The following is a 20,667-nucleotide window of genomic DNA, read 5'->3' as shown; positions in this document are numbered from 1 at the left end:
GACGCTTAATATACAAGCCACAAGGCGCCTTTAATTAGATGTTATAAATGGCAATTACTTAGTCAGCATTTGCTGCTGTAACAGCCGCTTGAACCCATTTATACCAGCTAGAATCTGTATCCTGATCCGATACTGCCCCAATGTAGTTAACATTTTCAAAGAATGAATCTGTTGTACTTAAATCAGTGGCCATAACCGTTACTTCGCTAGCTGCTGTGTTAGTAGCAAAACCATTATCTGCAAGAAGCATCACGTCATCAGTTAGTATTTGATTGGCATCATTATTTTCAAACCATGCTGTTTTGGTTTGACCTTCTAATGGTCCACTTGCAAACGTATCTGTATCAGTAAAGTTTGCAGAGCACGCCATAACAGAGCTTGTGAATGAAATTTTGTCTGCTTGCTTTTCACCGTCACCAGAGAATTCAATACATTGTGTATTTGTCGCGTTTTTCTTAATAATAACGGCGTTGTAAATACTTGAATTGAACTGATCATCAAACTTGTATGCTTGTGAAGGGTCATCATCACGTACAGAGTTGCCATCAGTCGTAATTACAGTAACATTTGCAACAGTTGGGTTAGAGGGAGAAACTTGCTCAGAAGATGCACCTTTAACACCATCAGATTCAAAGCCATTGTTACCCATGTTTACAACTGTGCCGTCGTTTAACGTTACAGTACCGTGCTGAATAAATAAGTATTGAGCTTTACCCTGCCAACCTGCATCAAAGTCAAATGAATCATCTTGCGTATCTGTTACTGCAACATGTTTAAGCGTTGTAGCGCCACCAAAAATTTCAATTCCATCATCAAAACCCTGGTGAATGTGTAAGTAATCAAACTCAGAGCCAGAGCCAACAGCGTTTAACGTTAAGGAATTTAAGTCATCGCCTTCCCCACCAACACGAGGACCTGAACCAGCATACCAAATTTTAGCCCATTTAATGTTACCGCTAGAATCTGCATTATCTTTACCACCAAAGTAGCTAGTTATGCCCTCTGATGCTACATTACAAGTCCCACCATCACGCTCAGCATCAGTACATTGGTCAGTAATACCGTTACCGTTAATGATTATACCGCCCCAGTCAGCGTAACGTGCGCCTTCACCAGCGGTGTCAAAACGGTCAAATGCGTTTGCTGATGTAAATACTACTGGTTTTTCTTGTGTACCAACCGCTTGAATTTTTGCACCACGTGCAATACGTACTATAGCTTCACCTGAACCAAATGCTAAAATAGCGCCAGGCTCTACAGTCATTGTTGGTCCATTCACTGGGATATCAAAACCATCAACAGTACTACCATCTTCACCAATTTGCAGGGCATCATCAAAAACATGCACACCGCCATCTGGTAGTTCTGCAAATGTAATATTGCTTGTAATAGAAATCGTTTTGCTAGCGAAAGAGTCGTTATATAAACAATCAACTCCGCTAACGATACCCGTTACCGTACCTGCATCTGATTCATAGCTTGCACAAACAACCTCGTCATCAGTGGTTGAACCACTTGAATTGTTTGAATTATTAACACTGTTATCTGTTGTCGAACTGTTATCGTTTACGGTTGGTGTAATTTCGATATCGCCGCCACAGCCGGCTAGTGACATTGCAGTTGCTACTAGGCTGACCTTGAATAAATCAGATAATTTCATTGTTCACTCCGTTAAAGTATTTAATTATTTTGTTAGCGTATTAAGTAAAAACTTAAGTCACTTTAAAGCACGATACTCATGCATTAAGGTGACTTGAGTTATCGAATGTAGGTAAGATACTGTAGTGATATGACAAAGTAGTTACAGTTTGGTAACCGTAAGATGACAATATTACTTTCATAAAATCAATTGGTTACTTTTTATAGCTACAAAAAAACCGCCATGAGGCGGTTTGGTATTACGATTATGTAATGGCTATATAATTTCTACTTATACGTGTGCAGGAATTAGTAAAATTTACAGTAACGCTGTTCTGAGTGTTTCGGCATGTACTTTCTCGCGCTTTACATATTTAATCCATTGCTGCGCTAAACGCTGTGATTTTTTATGTTTTTCAGCTTGTTCGAACGCTAAAATAGAGGCATCAAAGTTTTGTAGGTTATACTGCGCCATACCGAGTGCAACAAATGCATTTGATTCAAAATCAAGGTCTCCTTTATCAAGTGCTTTACGTGCTGCATCGGCCGCTTCTTCATATTGCTCAGTATTGACATACACTTCAGCTAAACGTTGATCATACTTACCACTAGGTGATAAATCGGCTGCTTTTACAAAGTAATCTATTGATTTTTCATCTTCTTTTGCCTGAATCATCGCCTCAGCTACAAAGGCATAGTTTTTAGCGTTTTGCTCCGCGATACCTTTTTCAATAGCATCGCTCATAACGTTTGCAGCTTTAAACGCTAAACCATTGTATAAATAAACTTGTGCTAATTGACGTAAATCAGATTTAGAGGTTAAAAACCCTTGTTGGTAGGCAGCTTCAATAACCGCCAACTGTTGTTTTTCTCTGCCTGTTTCGCCATACATCCCCGATAACTGCACCCAATACTCAGGCTTGTTATAAAGCTTTACCATGCGCTCAAGCACTTCAACAACTTTGTCAGTTTGATTAAGCGAGTAATACATTGCACGCTGTAGTACTAACCAGTTTTCTTTAGGGATTTTGTCTTCGCTATCACTTAAAGCAATAACCTGAGATATGTACTCAAGCCCTTTTTCGTAATCTTTTAACTGATAGTATGTTTGAGCCCTTAATAAGTAATAGCCTTCTGTTTTAGGCTTTGTGTTAATACTGTCCCAGTCATCTAAAAATGAGATAACTTTAGTGTAATCACTATTAGCCATAGCCAGTTGAGCCAAGCTAAACGTAGTGCTTAAACGTAGCGACTCAGGGATTGCTTCCTCTGCTACCACTTTTTCAAACGAGGCTATCGCTTTTGGTAAATCGTTTTCGTTGTAATAAATAAACCCATAAAAGTTATGCATCATTGCTATTTCGTACGAATTCATACTTGAAGCTCGCTCTTCAATGCTATTAAGTGCTTCAAGTCCGCCTTTAACATCGCCGTCGTCAGCAAGTTTTTGTGCTCGAGCAAGCTGGCTATAAACCTTTTCACGTAGCGCAGGTACACGCTTTGTTTTTTGCTCTGCATGTGCAGTAGCTACGTTAAGCCCTGGCACTAAGCTTAGCGTACTTGGTATAACAATACTGGCACTTACTGCAGCAGTACAAAATAATGTTATTTTTAAAAATTTAGCTGTAGGGTGTAATTTCATAATCGCCTCGCATTTCTGTCCGTTTACTCGTGGTTAATTACTAAATTAACCACTAATTTGGAAAGATATTTTGTTCTGAACACCCGCCACTTCAACGGCTTCACCATTTACTACGCGCGGTTTATATTTAAATTTAAGGGCTGCATCCATCGCGGCTCTATCAAAGAGTGACTCAGGCTCTGCTTTTACTACTTGTGGGTCGCGTACAGTACCTTGTTTAGTTACTGTAAATTCAACAATAACGTAGCCTTCTATACCTCGTGATAACGCACGGCGCGGATAAACAGGTGCTACCTTTACAATCGGTAAGTATTCACCATCACTTGTTTCAAGCGCTAACCCGCCAGCTAAATTCACATCCGCATCTACATTAGCACCAAAGTCAAAGTTGTTAGCATTTGCCGTAGCATCACTACTTTGCATTTGCGGTGACTCCATTGGTGGTGGCGGCTCTTTTGGTGTTGGTGGCTTTTGTGGCTTACGCTCTTTTTTTTGTACGGTTTCCTCTTTTTTCAAGCGAACAAAATCAAGTACATTACCCTTTACTGGATCCGTCATAGCGCCTTCACCGCCAGTAATAAGTGCCTGCATACCTAAAAACAACATAAAGGTCACTACACCGGCTATCACTAATGCAACTAAATATCGCAACATAACTAGCCCTTAAGACGCATCTTGTGCGGCAATTGATACATCAAATGCGCCCGCAGCGCGCGAGGCATCCATCACCTTTATTAACATTTCGGTAGTGGCTTTTTTATCTGCTTGGATTACAACGCTACCTTGTGGATTTTCTGCTTTTAATCGCTCTATATTTGCTTGTACTGCACGTACATCAATTTGGCGTTTATTAATCCAAATCTCGCCTGTATCAGAAATCGCTACTAGAATATTTGCACGCTCTTTTTTTACAGCTGTAGCTGCTTCTGGGCGGTTTACATCAATACCTGCTTCTTTAACAAAAGAGGCAGTTACAATAAAGAAAATAAGCATGATAAATACAACATCTAGCATTGGGGTCATGTTTATTTCTTCAGCTTCATCTTCTTGAAATAGGTTTCCTAACGGGGCTCTCATTTTTATTCTCCTAGGATGAGCGGCTTTATAAGAGCCGCTTATCAAAATTTTGCTTAATGGTCTAAAACCATAGTGTCTTGTAGTAGTTCTACTTCGCGCTTAGCTTTTCGTTGTAAATACGTTGAGGCAAATACCCCTGATAACGCACCGACCATGCCTGCCATTGTCGGAATAGTCGCTTTAGATACCCCTGACGCCATTGAACGCGCACTACCAGTGCCGGTAATTGCCATTACATCAAACACTTCTATCATGCCCGTTACCGTGCCTAACAAACCAAGTAGTGGGCACAAAGCAACCATCACATTAATCAAAGATAGATTGGTATTTAAGCGCATACTAGCTCGCGATATCATCGCTTCGCGTATTTGCTCTGCATTCCAGCTATCACGTTCTGCACGGTTAATCCAATCGGCTTTAAGAGCGTGTTTGTAGTTTCTAAAACCATTAAAAAAGTAAATAAATCGCTCGAGTATCAATAACCACATCGCGAAGATTAACACCCCGATGACCAAGAGAACTTGGCCGCCAGTGTCGAGAAAATCACGGATAGCATTGATTGAATCAATCAATAGCACCATGGTTTATGCTCCCTTCTCGCTACGCTCGGCAATAATACCGGCGCTTTGCTCTTGAATAGTTAACAAGATATTTTTAGCGCGCGTATTAAGTAAGGTGTATAAAAATACCGTTGGTATAGCAACCACTAAGCCCAATACCGTTGTTACTAGCGCTTGAGAAATACCACCCGCCATAAGCTTAGGATCCCCAGTACCAAATAAGGTGATTGCTTGGAATGTATTGATCATGCCGGTTACCGTACCTAATAAACCTAACAGCGGTGCAACAACAGAGATGATTTTGATAAGTGTTAAATTACGCGTCACTTTTGGCATTTCACGTAAAATAGCTTCACTTAATTTAAGCTCCAGTGTGTCGTGTGAAACGCTTGGAAATTGATCTTTTACTTTCATTACGCGTCCAAGCGGATTGTCATCACGTGCAACTGTATCTTTAAGCTGGCGACGAATTTTACCGCCCATGATTAATAATGAGAAAAAACGCTCAAGTGATATAAGAAGTGCAATAACACCTACGCCTAAAATCACATAGCCCACTGTGCCACCTTGATGAACACGCTCTTGGGTATCGGGTGCTTGTACTAATAAACCAAGTATAGAGCCACCAGTTGGGTCTAGTGCAAATTGCACCACACCGCTTTTAGTACTTTGAAGATCCTCAGCCGTTGCGGTAAAACGCGATACTGGCTGGCGAGTTAATTCACTTAATGTTTTAGTCGATGGATTAAACTCTAAATATTTACCGTTTGATACGAGGTTAAATGCGCCCACTCGCACAACCTCTTGCTGTGCTTTAGTACCGCCTTCAACAATGACGCTTGCGTTAAAACGACTTACCTTACCTTGCTCAGTCATTTCACGTTGCAGCTCAAACCATACTTTTTCAATATCTTCTATTGAAGCAAGTTTTGACGTTGAACCCATTTTTTGAGCAAGTTCATCCATAAACGTACTGCGCCCGTCTATTTGAGCCGACACAATCGATGTAGCAAATTTATTACTAGAATCACCTGCTACTTGCTGTAACACACCAAATAACTCTTTTAGCGAGCCCATACGTTTAGAAAGCGTGTCTGTTAGGTTAGCTAGTTTTACTTCGTTTTCTTCAAATTGTGTTTCTAAACGCTCAGATTCCACCAGCATTTGATTTCGCTTAGCTTGGGTATTTTTAAGCGTTTGTACTTGTTCGTTTTGACGAGCCGCAAACTCTTGCTCACGTTGCTTATTTTGCTCCCTTTGTTCTGATTTACCATTTTCGAGCGTTTTAAGTAATGAATCTAGGTTCATTGGCTCTGCCGCTACACTTGCGCCAGTAATGCTTAGGCTTGAAGCAAAAAGAGCTATTTTTGTCATTTGGGTAAACAATTTCATTTTTAACCTCTTATTCTGCTGCATGTACTGGCAGAGTTAACATATCTGGGGCAAGTTGTTTACGCGCAATGCGTAAACCTTTATTTATTTGGCTTATTGCTGAGTCTGGTAACGCTTCAAATGATTTTGTATCTGCATTCCAACTACCTGCATTTTTTCCATCACGTGTTAAATAAATAAGCTCTAAACGGCCAATGCGTAAAAAATCAACTTCACGCTCTTTGTCATCCACATTTAAAAGTGCGGTATAAGCTTCAATAGTGCGCCCGTAGTCTACCTCTACTTGATAAGCTTCAAGTACACGGCGAAACTTTTCACTTGAGTTAATATCAGCACGATTCATCATTTCTTTTAAAGACGTAACGCGCTTAGTGCGCTCATCAGTTAAAAATGGAATATCTAGAGATACAAACTGCTCTAGACCTTCAATCATTCTAAGCATTAGTGGAGTAATTTGACGTTCAATAATAGAAACCTGATCCATGGACAGGTTTAAAGATTCCATCTCTTCTATTTGATTATTTAATTGTTTAGTTAGCTGGGCGTTGTAAACAGCTAAACCATCAATTTCTGTATTGAGAGTTTTAAATTGCTGTAAACGTCCTTGCATTGAATCTGCAATCTTGTCTATTTTAGTTTGTGATTGCGCAGCTGATTTATTAATTTCACTGCTTTTATCAATAACCTTATCTAAATCGTTTGCGTGTACTGCTGCACTTGCGGCTACAATACCAGCTAAGATTAATGGTTTAACGCCTTTCATCGCATACACCTTTACTCGTTAGTTAGCGGATTTGCTAGTTTGTTTTTTAAGATCATAAACTGAGTTATAAAAATAATTTATGACTTAATAATTTCAATGAGCAGAAGTTTATAGATGAAACATTACAAGGATGTTGCGTAAAAAAGTCGCTTTTATGACAGTTGTAACAATTGAGACTTACGAAGGGGTTTTAACAAGAGAACGAGTGTTTATTGATCAAACACCCGTTTATTCAAGCAAAATCAGTTTAATATTGACGTAATTTGATCAAAAGAATATTGCCAATCGGTGTAATTTATTTCAATTGGGTAAGCTTTATTATCTTTTATAAGCACTAGTGAAGGAAAACCTTGAATAGGTAATGTACGAACAAGTGATAACTCCGCTTTGAGCTCCTCATTAAGCTCGTTTGACGTTAACTGCTCCGAAAACTCATCTTCATCTAAGCCAATTTTTTCAACCAAACTAATTAATGTACTTTCATCAGACGGGTTCTGTGCGTTTAGGTAATAAGCGTGTTGAATTGCAGCCACCATTTGAGCTTCTTTATCCGCTTTACGCGCTATAAGTGCAGCTCTGCATGCGGGATAAGTTGAACGCCTAGGTTGGCAATTACGCCAAAAATCATAATTAAATTGCGTACCTAACTGCGCTGAAATTTTATGCCAAGTCCCCTCAAGCATCTCTTTCATATTTTGTGGCATTGGATCATGGCTATCAGGAGCAAGACCGCCAACCTTATATTCAATTGCTACTTTGCTATCAAGCTCTGATTTTAGTTTAAGCCAGGTTGGAGAATAGCCCCAACACCAGCTACACATTGGGTCGTGTACATAAATGAGTTTACTATGAGTCATTTTTTCCTTAAACCTTAACTATGAACAGATACAACTTTATTTCTGCCTTGTTCTTTAGCACTATATAAGTATTGATCCGCTTGCTTAAATCCATCAGTGTAACTTGCAACATTATCAACTTGTGCTACACCAATACTGCACGTTAGCGCTACTTGTTGATGATCTAATGTCAAAATAATATGCCTACTTACACAATCTCGAAAATCATCCGCCATTTTAGCAGCATTTTGACTTACTTCTTTTGGTAATATCACTACAAACTCTTCACCACCATAACGAGCTTTTACTGACGAAGTAGGAAATTGAGAATCAAGCAATTTAGTAAATTCGATCAATACAGTGTCACCAAAATCATGACCATATGTATCATTTATAGATTTAAAATTATCTAAATCGAGCAATAAAATCGAGAATGGCAAATAGTCACGCGGATTTTCTTCAGCTAACTTTAGAAAGTGAGACGTTATAAAACGCCGATTAGCACCACCAGTAAGCTGATCAGTATATGCATCCTGTGTTTGCTCTAGCGCAATATCAGCAATAAACATATGGCTTCGATATCTAAAGTACTCACCAATAAAAGAAAATACAAATACCAAAGTAAAGCCTGCTAAGAAGCGAGATTTTTCCACTTCCCCATAATAAACTTGTCCAAAATTAGGCCCATATAAAATAAACACACAGCAAAGTAGTAAAGTCAGACCTAACCAGCTACCTGCTCTTACTCCTAAAGAAGCAAATGTAACCACAGGATAAAACATTAACCAATAGAGTGCTGTATTCTCTTTTCCACCGGTATAAGCTAATGCCACACACATCATGCATACAATGCTCATACTTATCAAAGCAACAATTTCAAGCTTACCCGTTTTAATAAAATACACAGCACAACTAATAATCGTAATATTAACAATAACTAACGCTACCGTAAGGAGCAATGAATAAACCTGATAATTCACAAAGACTAAAAGTGTAATCACCACGATGGATATCCCAATCATGGTAAATAAAGAAAACGCTTTGCGTTGCTTGTCAGAGCTATAAACATTTTCAATATTTATCAAGCTAAGCCAATTCGGTTTGTTTATATTATTTTTATTCATTGAATTCACACTTTAAACTTTCTAACCATATTTTCTAGGGTACTAAACTGTTGTTTAAGTTTGGTGCATTCATTTAATGTGCTATTCAAATTAGCCTTACCTTGTATAGAAAGTTCATTTATTGTTTGAATATCAGTATCCAACAACATAACAACCTGGTTCTGCTCATCAGTCGCATTAGCTACAGAATGATTTGCATTGTTAATTTGTTTAATTGCATCTGTGACATGGTTCATTAAGTTGCCAACAGCATCCGCTTGCTGCACACTTTTTTCACTATACAAGAGACTCGTTTTCATCAAGTCTACAGCTAAATTTGAGCCTTTTTGTAGCTGACTTACAGTATCTTCAATCTCTTGTGTAGATTGTTGGGTTCGATGCGCCAATTGACGAACTTCATCTGCTACAACGGCAAAACCGCGTCCCGCCTCTCCAGCTCTCGCAGCCTCTATCGCGGCATTAAGTGCCAATAAATTTGTCTGCTCACTTACACCTTTTATAACTTCAAGCACTTGGCCAATACTGGCTGTATGCGTATTTAAACTATTTATAGTTTGCTGAGCTTGCTCCATGTTAGTTGAAAGCTGGTGGATTGTTGCAACACTGTGGCTAAGCGTTTCTTGGTTTTGTGTTGAGTGTCCATCAGCATCTTTTGCAAGTTGAGATGCACTTTCTGCATTGTTCGCAATATCCATCGCTGTTACCGAAAATTGATTGATGGCCGCTGCAACACTATCTGTGCGTTTGCTTTGATCATCATACATAGTCAATGATGAATGTGTTTGCGATGTTAAACTTGCAATCACTGTGTCTAATTGTTCTGTAGTCTTTTTAACTTGCTCTATTGAATACTGAATTTTTTCAATAAAAATATTAAATGAGTTACTTAATTCTCCAAATTCATCCTTATTTTCGACAGCTAAACGCTTGGTTAAATCACCTTCGCCTTGAGCGATATCTTTAATTGCATCATTTAAGCGATCCATTGGCTGCATTAAGTAACGAAGTAAGAATTGCATCATAATGATAATAGCAAAAATACCTATCAACATATAAATAGCGGCGGTTTGGCCAAAGCTTGAAACACTGGCATATGCTTTGTCTTTATTTATAACAACACCTAAATACCAATTTACGTTTTCAATACCGTTAATTTTTGTAAAAGAAACAAGCTGAAGTTCGCCATTTACATTATATTCAGTAAATTGACTATTTAGAGGTGTATTAGTACCAAAAATATCTGACGTATTTTTTAAATTTAACTTCGTGTTAGGGTGACTTAACACTTGACCTTTATTATCAAGTAAAAAACCATAACCTAATTCTAAAAAATCAATATCATTAATAATTTTAGTTACAGTTTGCATATCAATATCAGCACCAGCAACGCCGCTAAACTGACCGTCTTGCTGTATCGGGACTACAGCAGATATCGTTAATTCATTAGTGGTCACATCAATATAGGGAGTTGTAAATGCGGTAGTGGATTTGTTTTCGACTAATTTATACCAAGGGCGAGAAGTCGCATTAAAATCTGGAGGTAAAACGACTGATTGATCGTTTAAGATAAACGTGCCGCTAGATTTACCTATATACGTATTTTTAAAGCTTCCTGCAAGCTCTGCTGTATTTAATTGTGAAAGGGTGAGTGCTTTAGAATCATTAGCTTTATGCGTTTTAGCAATTGATATAACAATCGCTAACTTTGCATTTAACCAACTCGCTATATTTTGTGAAACAGATTCGGAGTTTTGCTGCAATACAAGCCCTAATTGCTGCTCGGTTTGGCTGCGCATAGTTATATAATTATTAATTGTAAATAACCCTAACACCAACACCAAAATTAAAGAGGCTGCAATGGTAACTTTAGAAGTAAATTTTAGCGAGTTATACATATGCGCCCTTTCATCATTTTAATTACTATTAACCCTATAGTTTTAACAAAAATTTAGCCAAATGTCTTAATAATTAAGGGTTGAAGGTAGTTATTTGATAAAAAATAACAATAAAAGACCAATTAAATAATATTAAAGGGATGCAACTGATTAATTATTGTAAATATAATAAAGTGCGCTTCTTTTTTTTGGAACGTTCCTGATAATTTTTTTTTATTAGTGACTGAATACGTATTCAGTCACTCTTGTATAGTCTGTTATTTCCACTTATGTGCTAAGCGAGTAACATTTAAGCCATACCACGCTATAAATACGTAACATATCATCGGTACAAAAAAGCTTTGCTGTATATTTACTGTATCAGCTATAAGCCCTTGCAGTAATGGTACAAGCGCCCCGCCAACAATTGCTAAACATAACCAGCCAGAGCCTTTACTTGTCAGCGAGCCTAACTTTTCAATTGCTACAGAAAATATTGTTGGAAACATAATTGAATTAAATAAACCTATCGCAAGTACTGAATAGAGTGCTATATCGCCTTGTGTAAATATGGTAATAAGCAGTAATGCAATAACACTGAATGCGTTAAAGGCAATAGCTTTTGATGGTGCAATTTTTTGTAAAAGTGCTGAGCCAATAAAGCGCCCTACCATCGCACCGCCCCAATAGTAACTAATTAGTGCAGCAGCTGCGTGCTCTTCAAGGCCTGCTATATGTGCTTCACCAAAGTAGTTAACTAAAAAGCTCCCTATAGCAACCTCTCCACCCACATAACAAAATATAGCAAGCACACCCATAGTTAAGTGTGGTGCTTGCGTAAGCGAGCGAGATTCAATGGCGGCATTGTTCTCTTCTTTATGCGCGTCTATTTCAGGTAGTTTAATAAATGCAAAAATAATAGCGATTAACAGCAAGGCAGCAGCTAGCATTAAGTAAGGTACTTTTACAGACTCAGCACTAGCTGCGGAAGCCGCGAGTGTGCCAGCAGTTCCAAAAAATAATATACCACCTACATATGGCCCAACCGTTGTGCCTAAAGCATTAAGTGCTTGTGCTAAGTTTAAACGAGATGAGGCTGTTTTCTCAGGGCCAAGAGCTGCCACGTAAGGATTGGCTGACACCTGTAATACCGTTACACCTGAAGCAAGTACAAATAAAGCACCTAAAAACAGCCAATATTCATGCACTACTACAGCGGGGTAAAACAGCATACAACCAACAGAGGCAACAATTAAGCCTGTTAATATGCCCTTTTTATAGCCAAGCTGTTTTACTAAAATGCCAGCAGGTATAGAAACGATAAAATAAGCACCAAAGAAACAAAACTGTACTAACATTGCCTCAAAATAAGAGAGGTCAAATACCCCCTTTAAGCGCGGTATTAGTACATCATTTAAAACTGTTATAAAACCCCATAAAAAAAACAGGGTCGTCATAGCGGTCAACGGGAACAGATAATTTTTATTAGATTGCTCATTGACACCATATGATTGATTTATATTTATTTCACTCACGTTGTTTTCACTCCATTAACAAATTAAGGCAAGTTTACCTGTTTATTAGTTAATAGGGTGAAACTCAAATAGGAACGTTCCTAGTTAATTGCACGCTTTGGCAAGGCTTTTAATTATTCGTTCAGTCTCTGCGCTGTTGTGAAACTGATATAGACCTTCATTAATATCTTCTAAAACATTAAGCCATGAGGGTGTAAGTTTACTTATGGCAAAATAAAGTGGGTTGTATTGCAAAGGAGAGGTTTCTTGTTCAATAGAACTTAACAGATTCTGCTTTTTGCGATCGCTAAGCGTTGAATACAGCACAGAAAATTTAAGTACTTGAGGATCACCAATTATTAAATCTACACGCTTGGCAACAAGAAGTTGTACAAGCTGTAAATCATCAACTGCACTAATCGTTTCAAACTCACCATTATCCATCATAGCGTCAAATTCAGGTGTGTTTTGATACCCTCGTACGACCCCTATTTTATGACCTTTTAGAGATTTTAAATTACCTTTAAAACGATCTGTTTCACCTTTGCGTTTTAAAAAAGCAATTTTTCCCCCTACAAATGAATTTGATAATCCTAGTAGTTCACGGCGCGTTTTATTAGTAACGTAATCAGAAGGAGCTGTATCTTCAATAAAGTATTCAGGAAGTAATATATCCGCTTTACCTAGCTCTACGTTTCTTACCGCACGAGCCCATGGTAAAAATTCAATATAAACGCTGTAACCTTTACTATTTAACAACGCCACTGAAAATTGATATACCCATCCTTTTTTACATAAATCATTACCAATATACGGAGGCCAGTCTAACGTAGCTAAATGAAGAGTTTGCTTTGAGTTTTCAGTCTCAAACAGTATTCCTGATTTATGGTTATAGCCGTTTATAACCTGATGACTTCCATTTAAGTAATATTCTACTGTTGAATCAGAATAACTAGGGTTACTCGCTAACAATAAAACTAATAAAAATAACCAACGCATTGTAATATCTTAAAATGTTTAATTTATTCAAGCTTAGTAAAAAATTAAGTATTTGCATGATTTAATTGGGTAAGATTTGTAAAGACAGGTATGTTTAGTGAACTAAACCTAGCTTGTAAGTTACATTGAGGTGAATACAAACTAGGTTCTGTAGTAAAAGCAGAAATATAGGATTAATCTGTTTTTTTCCATCTCATTTTATTGTTTGTATCGCGAGAGCTGATAATAGTGTCGTCACTACTCTCTACCCCGCCAATCTTCGCTAGGCGGTCGTATAACACAACATTACATGTTGCCGCTAAGTTCATGCAGCCAATAGTTGGAATATAAACCACCTCATCACACCACTTTAAAACGTCTTTTGGTACAGAGCCATCTTCTGGGCCAAATACATAAAATGCATTTTCAGGGTGTTTAAACTCAGGTAAAGGTGTTGCACCTTCAATAAGCTCAATAACCACAACCGTTGAGCCCTCTGGCTTTACTACTTCTAAATTATCTGTTTCGGTTAAAGGAATACGTTCCACTACATTTTTTGTGTCGGTATGAAACTTTTTAGCGTTTAAATAACGATTACCGGTGAAAAATACCTGTTTGGCATCGTAACAACCTGCTGCACGTAATACACCGCCAACATTAGTCGGGCTTTTAGGATTAATTAAACCAATTACGGCTTGTTGTTTGCTCATTAATCTACGTCCTTTGTTGGCCATTCTGCAATGTATAAATCAAAATCATCGAGTTTTACATCGCAATCTTTAACTGTTTTGTCTTTTACAGAAATACCTTGCTCATGCATCTTTGTTTTATCACCATTATTTAATAACGGATGCCAAGAAGCTAAGCCCCGGCCTTCGTATAAACGACGGTAACTGCAGCTTTGTGGCATAAAAAAGATGTCTTTAAGGTTTTCTTTTGTGAGTTTTACACAAGAAGGAACAAGCGTTTGACGGTTTTCGTATTCGCTACAACCACAGGTGTTGTTATCGAGATACTGACATACAATATTAGTAAATATTAACTGTTCACCTTCACGTAACTGATCGGTGGCGGTAAATTCGTCTTCATCTTCGCTATCAATAAACGTATTTAAACAACATTTTCCGCATCCATCACAAATGGCTTCCCATTCGTTTTGACTCATGTCGCTTAAGCTTTTTTTAAGCCAAAATTGTGTATTTGCTAATTGTTGATCAAACATAGTTTACTCGTGCCCCCTAAAGAGCGCGCATTCTACCGTATTGGTGTAAATGGCGCAAAGCCAATACCCTTTCAAAGTACTGGCTTTGTGCTACAAATTAGCTTTGAGATTTAACCCAACGCTTAATTTTTTCCTCTAGTATTGGCATTGGTAATGCACCATCAATCAATATTTGCGTGTGAAACGCTTTAATATCAAATTTATCACCCAGTTGTTTTTTAGAAAAATCACGTAACTCTTGAATTTTAAATTGCCCTAACTTGTAAGAAAGCGCCTGTCCTGGCCATGCAATATATCGTTCAACCTCTGCAATTACATCGCTCTTTGCCATTGATGAATTTGCAAGCATGTAATCTATACCTTGTTGACGCGTCCACCCTTTTGCATGAAAACCAGTATCAAGCACTAAACGCATTGCACGTAATTGCTCATCCGATAAGCGTCCGTACCACATATAAGGGTCGGTAAATAAGCCTAGCTCTTTGCCTAAGCTTTCTGCGTAAAGCGCCCAACCTTCTGCAAAAACGGTGTAACCACCAAATTTACGAAAATCAGGTAAGCCTTCTATTTCTTGCTGAAGTGCTATTTGGAAGTGATGACCTGGGGCTGCTTCGTGAATCGATAAAGTTTCAAGTAAAAATTTAGGCTGTGCTTTTAAGTTATAAGTATTGATATAAAAAATGCCTGGGCGAGAGCCATCAGGTGCCGGAGATGCATATGATGCACCTGCTGCAGACTGTGCTCTGTATGCTTCAACTGCTTTTACAATATAAGGTGCTTTGGGTGCTATGTTAAAAAGCAGAGGCAAACGCGCATCTATTTTTTTCTTAACGTTTTCATATGCCGCAATTAACTCCTCAGGTGTGTCGTAGTAAAACTTGTCTGAATTACGTAAGTGGTCAAAAAATTCAGATAGATCACCTTTAAAGCCTACGGTTTCTTTTACTTTTTTCATTTCGCTTAAAATGCGCGACACTTCACTTAAACCAATGTCATGAATTTCATCTGCAGATAAGCTAAGCGTCGTGTTTTTCTTAATTTGGTATTCGTACCACGCTTTACCGTTTGGTAAATCACCGTAACCAAAAGTTAAACGACTATTGGGTGTATATTGCTTAACTAAAAACTCAGTCATACTGCTATACGCAGGCACCAAACGCTGCATAATTAACTCACGGTATTGCGATGTAACTGTTTGCTTTTGCTCATCAGTAAACGACGCTGGTAAGTTTTTGATAGGTATCCAAAATAATGAATCTTCGGCTTTGGTAACAATATGTACGTTAAACTGCGGAGCAAGTTTTTCGGCCAATGGCTTTGGTAATACAACACCGAGCTCAATACCTTGCGCCATTGAACGCTCTACACTGGCAAGCCATTTAACAAAACCTTCACTACGCGAGATAAAAGCACTGTAATCTTCAACGGTATTAAACGGCTGAGCACTTTGGCCAGAACCAAAACCTGCAAAAGTATTATGCGCACCCGCCATTTGGTTTATAGGCAGTAAATAATCAGGAAACGCCATGCCTTCTAATTTAAGTGCAAGGTCACGCTCTAATATTTCAAAACTTAAAAGCGATTGCCCTGTTAACTGTGCTTTATCTATAAAGTTTAATCGCTGTTGATATTTTTTATAAAAAGCTGCTTTTTTTGCTCTATTTTCTTTTGAAATCACGGGCGTGAATTGATCGTTAAACTCATTACGACCATTGTACGTTGCGCTGATGGGGGTATATGTGAGCGATTCATCGTAATACTGCGCTACCAGTACATCGAGTTGTTGCTCTGCTGAAAGCTCTGAAACAATACCTGCCGATGCGTTAACTGTGTTTAACTGCGCACTGGTATTAGTGTGTTTACTAAGCCCAGTATTCATACAGCCACTTAAAGCAAACATAACGCCACTGGCAATTAATGCTAATTTAATTGATTTCATGATAATCCTTTTTAATATCGTTTTTAAATTATGCGCATTAAACCTTACTTAATAAAGTAATTACGATAGATTGCGTTCATCGTATTAAATTTGCACTTTTATCTGAGCTTGTTACATTTCTATTAATTCAAATATGATTTAAAAGAAAAATAAAATGAAAAAACAACTACTCAGCACCTCTATAGCCTTACTTTGTTTAACTACTTTCAATGCTCATGCCGTTACATATCTATCGGCTAAAGCCATGCTTGATGTTGAAAGCGGCACGCTCATTAAATTACCCTTGATTACTATTGATGATGGCGTAATTACAAACATTGAACAAAATAAAAAGCCAGCACTTACTAAAGATGATGAACATATTCAACTACTTGATTTAACTCTTATGCCAGGTTTAATGGATATGCATGTGCATTTAACCAGCGACCCAACGGTTCCACGCAGTGAACGCTTAGGTCAATCAGTTCCTAGAATGGCAATTAAGGCGGCTCATTTTGCCAAAAAAACCTTAGAAGCTGGATTTACAACAGTACGTAATGTTGGCGCTGAAGGTTACAGCGTTATAGCAGTGCGTGATGGCATAAATGCGGGTGACATAGTTGGCCCTCGTATTTGGGCTGCAGGCCCATCACTGGGCATTACTGGCGGGCATTGTGATAACAACAGATTACCTCCTGAGCTTAAATATACTTCAAGTGGTGTCGCAGACGGCCCGTGGGCTGCGCAGATAAAAGTACGCGAAAACATTAAATACGGAGCAAATGCTATTAAGTTTTGTGCCACAGGTGGCGTATTTTCAAAAGGCACTAAAGTAGGTGCACAGCAGTATTCTTTTGAAGAAATGAAAGCCATAGTTGATGAAGCCCATATGCGAGATTTACCAGTTGCAGCTCATGCACACGGTACAAGCGGGATTAAAACAGCCATTAAAGCAGGTGTTGATAGTATAGAGCACGCCAGCTTTTTAGATAACGAGGCCATAGCCCTTGCTAAAGAACATGGAACTTGGCTTTCTATGGATATTTATAACACCGAGTACACTTTGACTTATGGTGAGCAAAATGGCGTAGACGAAGAAAACCTAAATAAAGAACGCCAAGTATCAAAAAGGCAGCGTGATAGCTTTAGCCGTGCTGTTAAAGCGGGTGTTAAAATGGTGTTCGGTACCGATGCAGCAATTTACCCGCACGGAGATAATGCAAAACAGTTTAGCCGAATGGTTGAATTTGGCATGACAGAACTACAAGCCATTCAAGCATCAACTATTAATAGCGCTAAGTTATTAAAAATGGATACTCAGTTAGGACAAATTAAAACCGGATTTGCAGCTGATATAATTGCGGTAAAAGCAAATCCTCTTAAAAGTATTAAAACCTTAGAGGCTGTACCTTTTGTAATGAAAGCAGGTGTTGTATATAAAAACCAATTGTAAATACACGCTATTGAGGCTGAGTTTACTCAGCCTCAATAAAACTTTCACCACATTGAATATGCCATAAAAGGTACACCGTCCCCTATTAGACTTTTTTTTGTCTATTAATTATCCGAACAGTTTTATTTAATCAAATAAAATGAACTTTCTATTCACTTTAAAAACAATAACCATTATCATTCGCGCAAATTCAATAACGCGAATAGTTATCACTTTATGAAAACGTTTAAGTACTCTCTTATTACTCTTGCTTGTTTAAATGCAAATATGGCATTTGCCCAAAATACACAAGTTGATGCCGATATTGAACGCATCAGCGTATACGAAAAACAAAACCGCGTGGTGATGAGTTCTGGTCTTGCGACTAAATCAGACATGTCTTTAATGGAAACACCTGCACCGGTTGTTATTATTGACCGTGAACTTATTGAATCTCAAGGTGTAGATAGCCTACAAGATTTAGTTAGAAACGTAAGTGGTTTAACACAAGCTGGTAATAACTACGGTATTGGCGATAACTTAGTCATTCGTGGTTTAGACGCAAACTACACCTACGATGGCATGTACGGTGGCGCAGGTTTAGGTAATACATTTAACCCAACTCGCTCACTTACAAATGTTGAATCTGTTGAGGTTTTAAAAGGCCCTGCAACCGGTTTATATGGCATTGGTAGTGCGGGTGGCGTAATTAACCTAATTGAGAAAAAGCCAGAGTTTGAAGAAAAACACAAAGTATCGGTTGAGCTTGGCCAGTGGGATAGCTATTCATTATCGTTTGATAGCACTAACGCTATAACAGATGACTTGGCCTATCGTGTAATGGCTAAAACAGCGTCAAGTGACGGCTTTCGTGATTTAAAAGAAGATCGCGACGAAATTTATACCTCACTTAAATACGTGCTTAATGACAGACAAAACATCATGCTTTCTGCGGCATATATAAAAGATGAAATAGCGGTTGATTCTATTGGTCACCCTATTCGTATTTACAACGCAGAAACTGCAAACGGTTTAAGCGCAGGTGAAGTAACCGGTGCCGATTTAGTAAACGATCCAACAGGAAGCGGCGTACAGTTAAGTGATGCACAACGCGACCAACTTGCTAATTCGCTATCTGCATCTGATGGCTTAACACCTTATAGCTTTGGCACAAATGGTATTATTTCACCAATGGCTGATGCCAACGAAGGCGAAGAGCTACGTTTTAAATTAACGCATAACTACTACATTACTGACGATTTGTTTTTAAACCAGCAGCTACAGTACCGCAACTACACATCTAGTTTTGCACGCCAAACAGGTGCATATAACTACGTCTATTCAACGCGCAGTGGCATTATTAATAATGACCCTCGTGCACCTTTAGTTGAAGACGGCGTACTTTACCCCTTTGCAGCACGCCGCCAAGAATACCGCCAAGTAGAAGCCGATGAAAAATCGTGGCAGTACTTTTTAGATTTACGTTATGACTTTATGTTAGGCGACGTAGATAACGAATTGCTTGTTAACGCCAACTACGAAGATAGAGATATCCGTTTTAAACAATTCTCAATATGGGATCAAGATTACGTACTCACAAACAATGTTGGTGATGTAACGTACCAAGGTTCTTTACCGTATATTTACGATGTCAGAGACCCAAATTGGCCAACCGGTAACTTTGAAGATTACGATCCACTTAAAACAAGTGACTACAATAAAAAGGTACAAGCATGGGGCTTAGGTATTCAACATGTAGGCTACATAACTGAAAAACTTACAACGCGTATTGGTGTAGCATATAACCGAATTGAGCAAACTTATGAGCACTTTGGTGTTGATGAGCGTTACAGTTCTAGCCGTGCAGAGCCAACTCCAGAAGCGAGTACATCAGATTCTGGCTTAACATATAACCTTGGTGCAACGTATCAGCCATCTGAAGATTTATCTGTATTTGTAAATCATTCAAAAGGCCGTACAGCCTATAGTGTATTAGGCTCAGTGGCAGGTAATGAAGCTGACCGAGAAGATTCAGAGTCTATAAGTAACGACCTAGGCTTCAGATTTAAAGCGTTTGATGACCAACTACTAGCATCTGTTGTTGTATTTGAAAGCTCTCGTACTAATTTAGAATACGCAAACCCGCTTTATGACGCTTTAACATCAGGCTCAAATGTACCTGAGAGCTATTATGATGGTAAAGAGCAAACAAAAGGTGTTGAGCTTGATTTAAATGCTTACTTGAACGATAAATGGAAAGTAAACGTAAACGGTATTTATCAAGATGCACGTGACAAAAGTAATCCAAACAGCAGTAGTTACGACACACGCCAAAAAGGTGTGCCTTACGTAACAGCAAGTACGTGGGTAACCTACTACGCAAATATGTTTAACTTACCTGAAGCTGTAAATATAAGTGGTGGTATTACATTTGTAGATAACAGAAGTACTAATTCAAGTTCGTTTAGTATTCCTGATGGTTACGTACCTAGCTACACAGTTTATGATGCAGCGGTTTCGTACACTACAGATAAATGGCACATGCAGCTAAACTTAAACAATCTGTTTAACAAAAAGTATTACTCTAAAGCAATGTTCTTAGGCGGTATGCCAGGTGAAGAACGTAACGCTAAATTAAGCTTTAGTTACACACTATAATCATGCAACTGATTGGTTAAAACATATAATCAAGGCATG

The 20,667-nt window shown here is 38.3% G+C and carries 17 protein-coding genes; 2 read left to right on the top strand and 15 right to left on the bottom strand.

Annotated features, from left to right (window positions below):
* Positions 1 to 58: 58 nt before the first annotated feature.
* The 15 genes from V6260_RS03645 to V6260_RS03575 form a co-directional block, all read right to left on the bottom strand.
* Positions 59 to 1,660: a hypothetical protein gene (locus tag V6260_RS03645; RefSeq protein WP_341592722.1), complete on the bottom strand. Its 1,602-nt coding sequence runs from the start codon at positions 1,658 to 1,660 to the stop codon at positions 59 to 61.
* A gap of 297 nt (positions 1,661 to 1,957) precedes the next feature.
* The gene (locus V6260_RS03640) at positions 1,958 to 3,280 is read right to left on the bottom strand and encodes a tetratricopeptide repeat protein (protein WP_341592721.1); all 1,323 of its coding nucleotides are present in this window, start codon (positions 3,278 to 3,280) and stop codon (positions 1,958 to 1,960) included.
* A 45-nt stretch (positions 3,281 to 3,325) separates the two neighbouring features.
* A complete protein-coding gene (locus tag V6260_RS03635; protein WP_341592831.1) occupies positions 3,326 to 3,931 on the bottom strand; it encodes an energy transducer TonB in 606 nt (201 codons plus the stop codon).
* A 12-nt stretch (positions 3,932 to 3,943) separates the two neighbouring features.
* A complete protein-coding gene (locus tag V6260_RS03630) occupies positions 3,944 to 4,357 on the bottom strand; it encodes an ExbD/TolR family protein (protein ID WP_004334764.1) in 414 nt (137 codons plus the stop codon).
* A gap of 53 nt (positions 4,358 to 4,410) precedes the next feature.
* Positions 4,411 to 4,938 carry a MotA/TolQ/ExbB proton channel family protein gene (locus V6260_RS03625; RefSeq protein ID WP_341592720.1) on the bottom strand — a complete coding sequence of 176 codons (528 nt, stop codon included), beginning with the start codon at positions 4,936 to 4,938 and terminating at the stop codon, positions 4,411 to 4,413.
* A 3-nt stretch (positions 4,939 to 4,941) separates the two neighbouring features.
* Positions 4,942 to 6,309, bottom strand: a complete 1,368-nt coding sequence (locus tag V6260_RS03620; protein WP_341592719.1) for a MotA/TolQ/ExbB proton channel family protein — start codon at positions 6,307 to 6,309, stop codon at positions 4,942 to 4,944.
* A 10-nt stretch (positions 6,310 to 6,319) separates the two neighbouring features.
* A complete protein-coding gene (locus V6260_RS03615) occupies positions 6,320 to 7,072 on the bottom strand; it encodes a DUF3450 domain-containing protein (protein ID WP_341592718.1) in 753 nt (250 codons plus the stop codon).
* Between the two features lie 242 nt (positions 7,073 to 7,314).
* Positions 7,315 to 7,929, bottom strand: coding sequence for a DsbA family protein (locus tag V6260_RS03610; protein WP_341592717.1), 615 nt, complete (start codon positions 7,927 to 7,929; stop codon positions 7,315 to 7,317).
* A 14-nt stretch (positions 7,930 to 7,943) separates the two neighbouring features.
* Entirely contained in the window at positions 7,944 to 9,032 is a 1,089-nt protein-coding gene (locus tag V6260_RS03605) for a GGDEF domain-containing protein (RefSeq protein WP_341592716.1), read from the bottom strand.
* 5 nt (positions 9,033 to 9,037) lie between these two features.
* Positions 9,038 to 10,927, bottom strand: coding sequence for a methyl-accepting chemotaxis protein (locus V6260_RS03600; RefSeq protein ID WP_341592715.1), 1,890 nt, complete (start codon positions 10,925 to 10,927; stop codon positions 9,038 to 9,040).
* Between the two features lie 257 nt (positions 10,928 to 11,184).
* A complete protein-coding gene (locus V6260_RS03595; protein WP_341592714.1) occupies positions 11,185 to 12,441 on the bottom strand; it encodes a sugar MFS transporter in 1,257 nt (418 codons plus the stop codon).
* An 84-nt stretch (positions 12,442 to 12,525) separates the two neighbouring features.
* Positions 12,526 to 13,419 carry an ABC transporter substrate-binding protein gene (locus V6260_RS03590; protein WP_341592713.1) on the bottom strand — a complete coding sequence of 298 codons (894 nt, stop codon included), beginning with the start codon at positions 13,417 to 13,419 and terminating at the stop codon, positions 12,526 to 12,528.
* 173 nt (positions 13,420 to 13,592) lie between these two features.
* Positions 13,593 to 14,108 carry an RNA methyltransferase gene (locus V6260_RS03585; protein ID WP_341592712.1) on the bottom strand — a complete coding sequence of 172 codons (516 nt, stop codon included), beginning with the start codon at positions 14,106 to 14,108 and terminating at the stop codon, positions 13,593 to 13,595.
* Positions 14,108 to 14,620, bottom strand: a complete 513-nt coding sequence (locus V6260_RS03580; RefSeq protein WP_341592711.1) for a YcgN family cysteine cluster protein — start codon at positions 14,618 to 14,620, stop codon at positions 14,108 to 14,110. The genes V6260_RS03585 and V6260_RS03580 overlap by 1 nt, the downstream gene beginning before the upstream one ends.
* A 97-nt stretch (positions 14,621 to 14,717) precedes the next feature.
* Positions 14,718 to 16,559: a DUF885 domain-containing protein gene (locus tag V6260_RS03575; protein ID WP_341592710.1), complete on the bottom strand. Its 1,842-nt coding sequence runs from the start codon at positions 16,557 to 16,559 to the stop codon at positions 14,718 to 14,720.
* A 154-nt stretch (positions 16,560 to 16,713) separates the two neighbouring features.
* Between V6260_RS03575 and V6260_RS03570 the strand changes: the two genes are divergently transcribed.
* Positions 16,714 to 17,991: a metal-dependent hydrolase family protein gene (locus V6260_RS03570; RefSeq protein ID WP_341592709.1), complete on the top strand. Its 1,278-nt coding sequence runs from the start codon at positions 16,714 to 16,716 to the stop codon at positions 17,989 to 17,991.
* A 216-nt stretch (positions 17,992 to 18,207) separates the two neighbouring features.
* Entirely contained in the window at positions 18,208 to 20,628 is a 2,421-nt protein-coding gene (locus V6260_RS03565; protein ID WP_341592708.1) for a TonB-dependent receptor, read from the top strand.
* Positions 20,629 to 20,667 lie beyond the last annotated feature (39 nt).

This window comes from Pseudoalteromonas aliena, assembly GCF_038155085.1.
Lineage (GTDB): Bacteria > Pseudomonadota > Gammaproteobacteria > Enterobacterales > Alteromonadaceae > Pseudoalteromonas > Pseudoalteromonas aliena_A.
The sequence above is the reverse complement of the archived record's forward strand: the minus strand, read 5'-3'. Positions and strand labels throughout refer to the sequence as shown.

Bases quoted from the DNA above. Each gene is read 5' to 3' on its own strand.
- V6260_RS03565 (WP_341592708.1), top strand. From the start codon at position 18,208: ATGAAAACGTTTAAGTACTCTCTTATTACTCTTGCTTGTTTAAATGCA.
- V6260_RS03600 (WP_341592715.1), bottom strand. From the start codon at position 10,927: ATGTATAACTCGCTAAAATTTACTTCTAAAGTTACCATTGCAGCCTCT.
- V6260_RS03630 (WP_004334764.1), bottom strand. From the start codon at position 4,357: ATGAGAGCCCCGTTAGGAAACCTATTTCAAGAAGATGAAGCTGAAGAA.
- V6260_RS03570 (WP_341592709.1), top strand. From the start codon at position 16,714: ATGAAAAAACAACTACTCAGCACCTCTATAGCCTTACTTTGTTTAACT.
- V6260_RS03580 (WP_341592711.1), bottom strand. From the start codon at position 14,620: ATGTTTGATCAACAATTAGCAAATACACAATTTTGGCTTAAAAAAAGC.
- V6260_RS03640 (WP_341592721.1), bottom strand. From the start codon at position 3,280: ATGAAATTACACCCTACAGCTAAATTTTTAAAAATAACATTATTTTGT.
- V6260_RS03590 (WP_341592713.1), bottom strand. From the start codon at position 13,419: ATGCGTTGGTTATTTTTATTAGTTTTATTGTTAGCGAGTAACCCTAGT.
- V6260_RS03620 (WP_341592719.1), bottom strand. From the start codon at position 6,309: ATGAAATTGTTTACCCAAATGACAAAAATAGCTCTTTTTGCTTCAAGC.
- V6260_RS03615 (WP_341592718.1), bottom strand. From the start codon at position 7,072: ATGAAAGGCGTTAAACCATTAATCTTAGCTGGTATTGTAGCCGCAAGT.
- V6260_RS03605 (WP_341592716.1), bottom strand. From the start codon at position 9,032: ATGAATAAAAATAATATAAACAAACCGAATTGGCTTAGCTTGATAAAT.
- V6260_RS03585 (WP_341592712.1), bottom strand. From the start codon at position 14,108: ATGAGCAAACAACAAGCCGTAATTGGTTTAATTAATCCTAAAAGCCCG.
- V6260_RS03575 (WP_341592710.1), bottom strand. From the start codon at position 16,559: ATGAAATCAATTAAATTAGCATTAATTGCCAGTGGCGTTATGTTTGCT.
- V6260_RS03645 (WP_341592722.1), bottom strand. From the start codon at position 1,660: ATGAAATTATCTGATTTATTCAAGGTCAGCCTAGTAGCAACTGCAATG.
- V6260_RS03625 (WP_341592720.1), bottom strand. From the start codon at position 4,938: ATGGTGCTATTGATTGATTCAATCAATGCTATCCGTGATTTTCTCGAC.
- V6260_RS03610 (WP_341592717.1), bottom strand. From the start codon at position 7,929: ATGACTCATAGTAAACTCATTTATGTACACGACCCAATGTGTAGCTGG.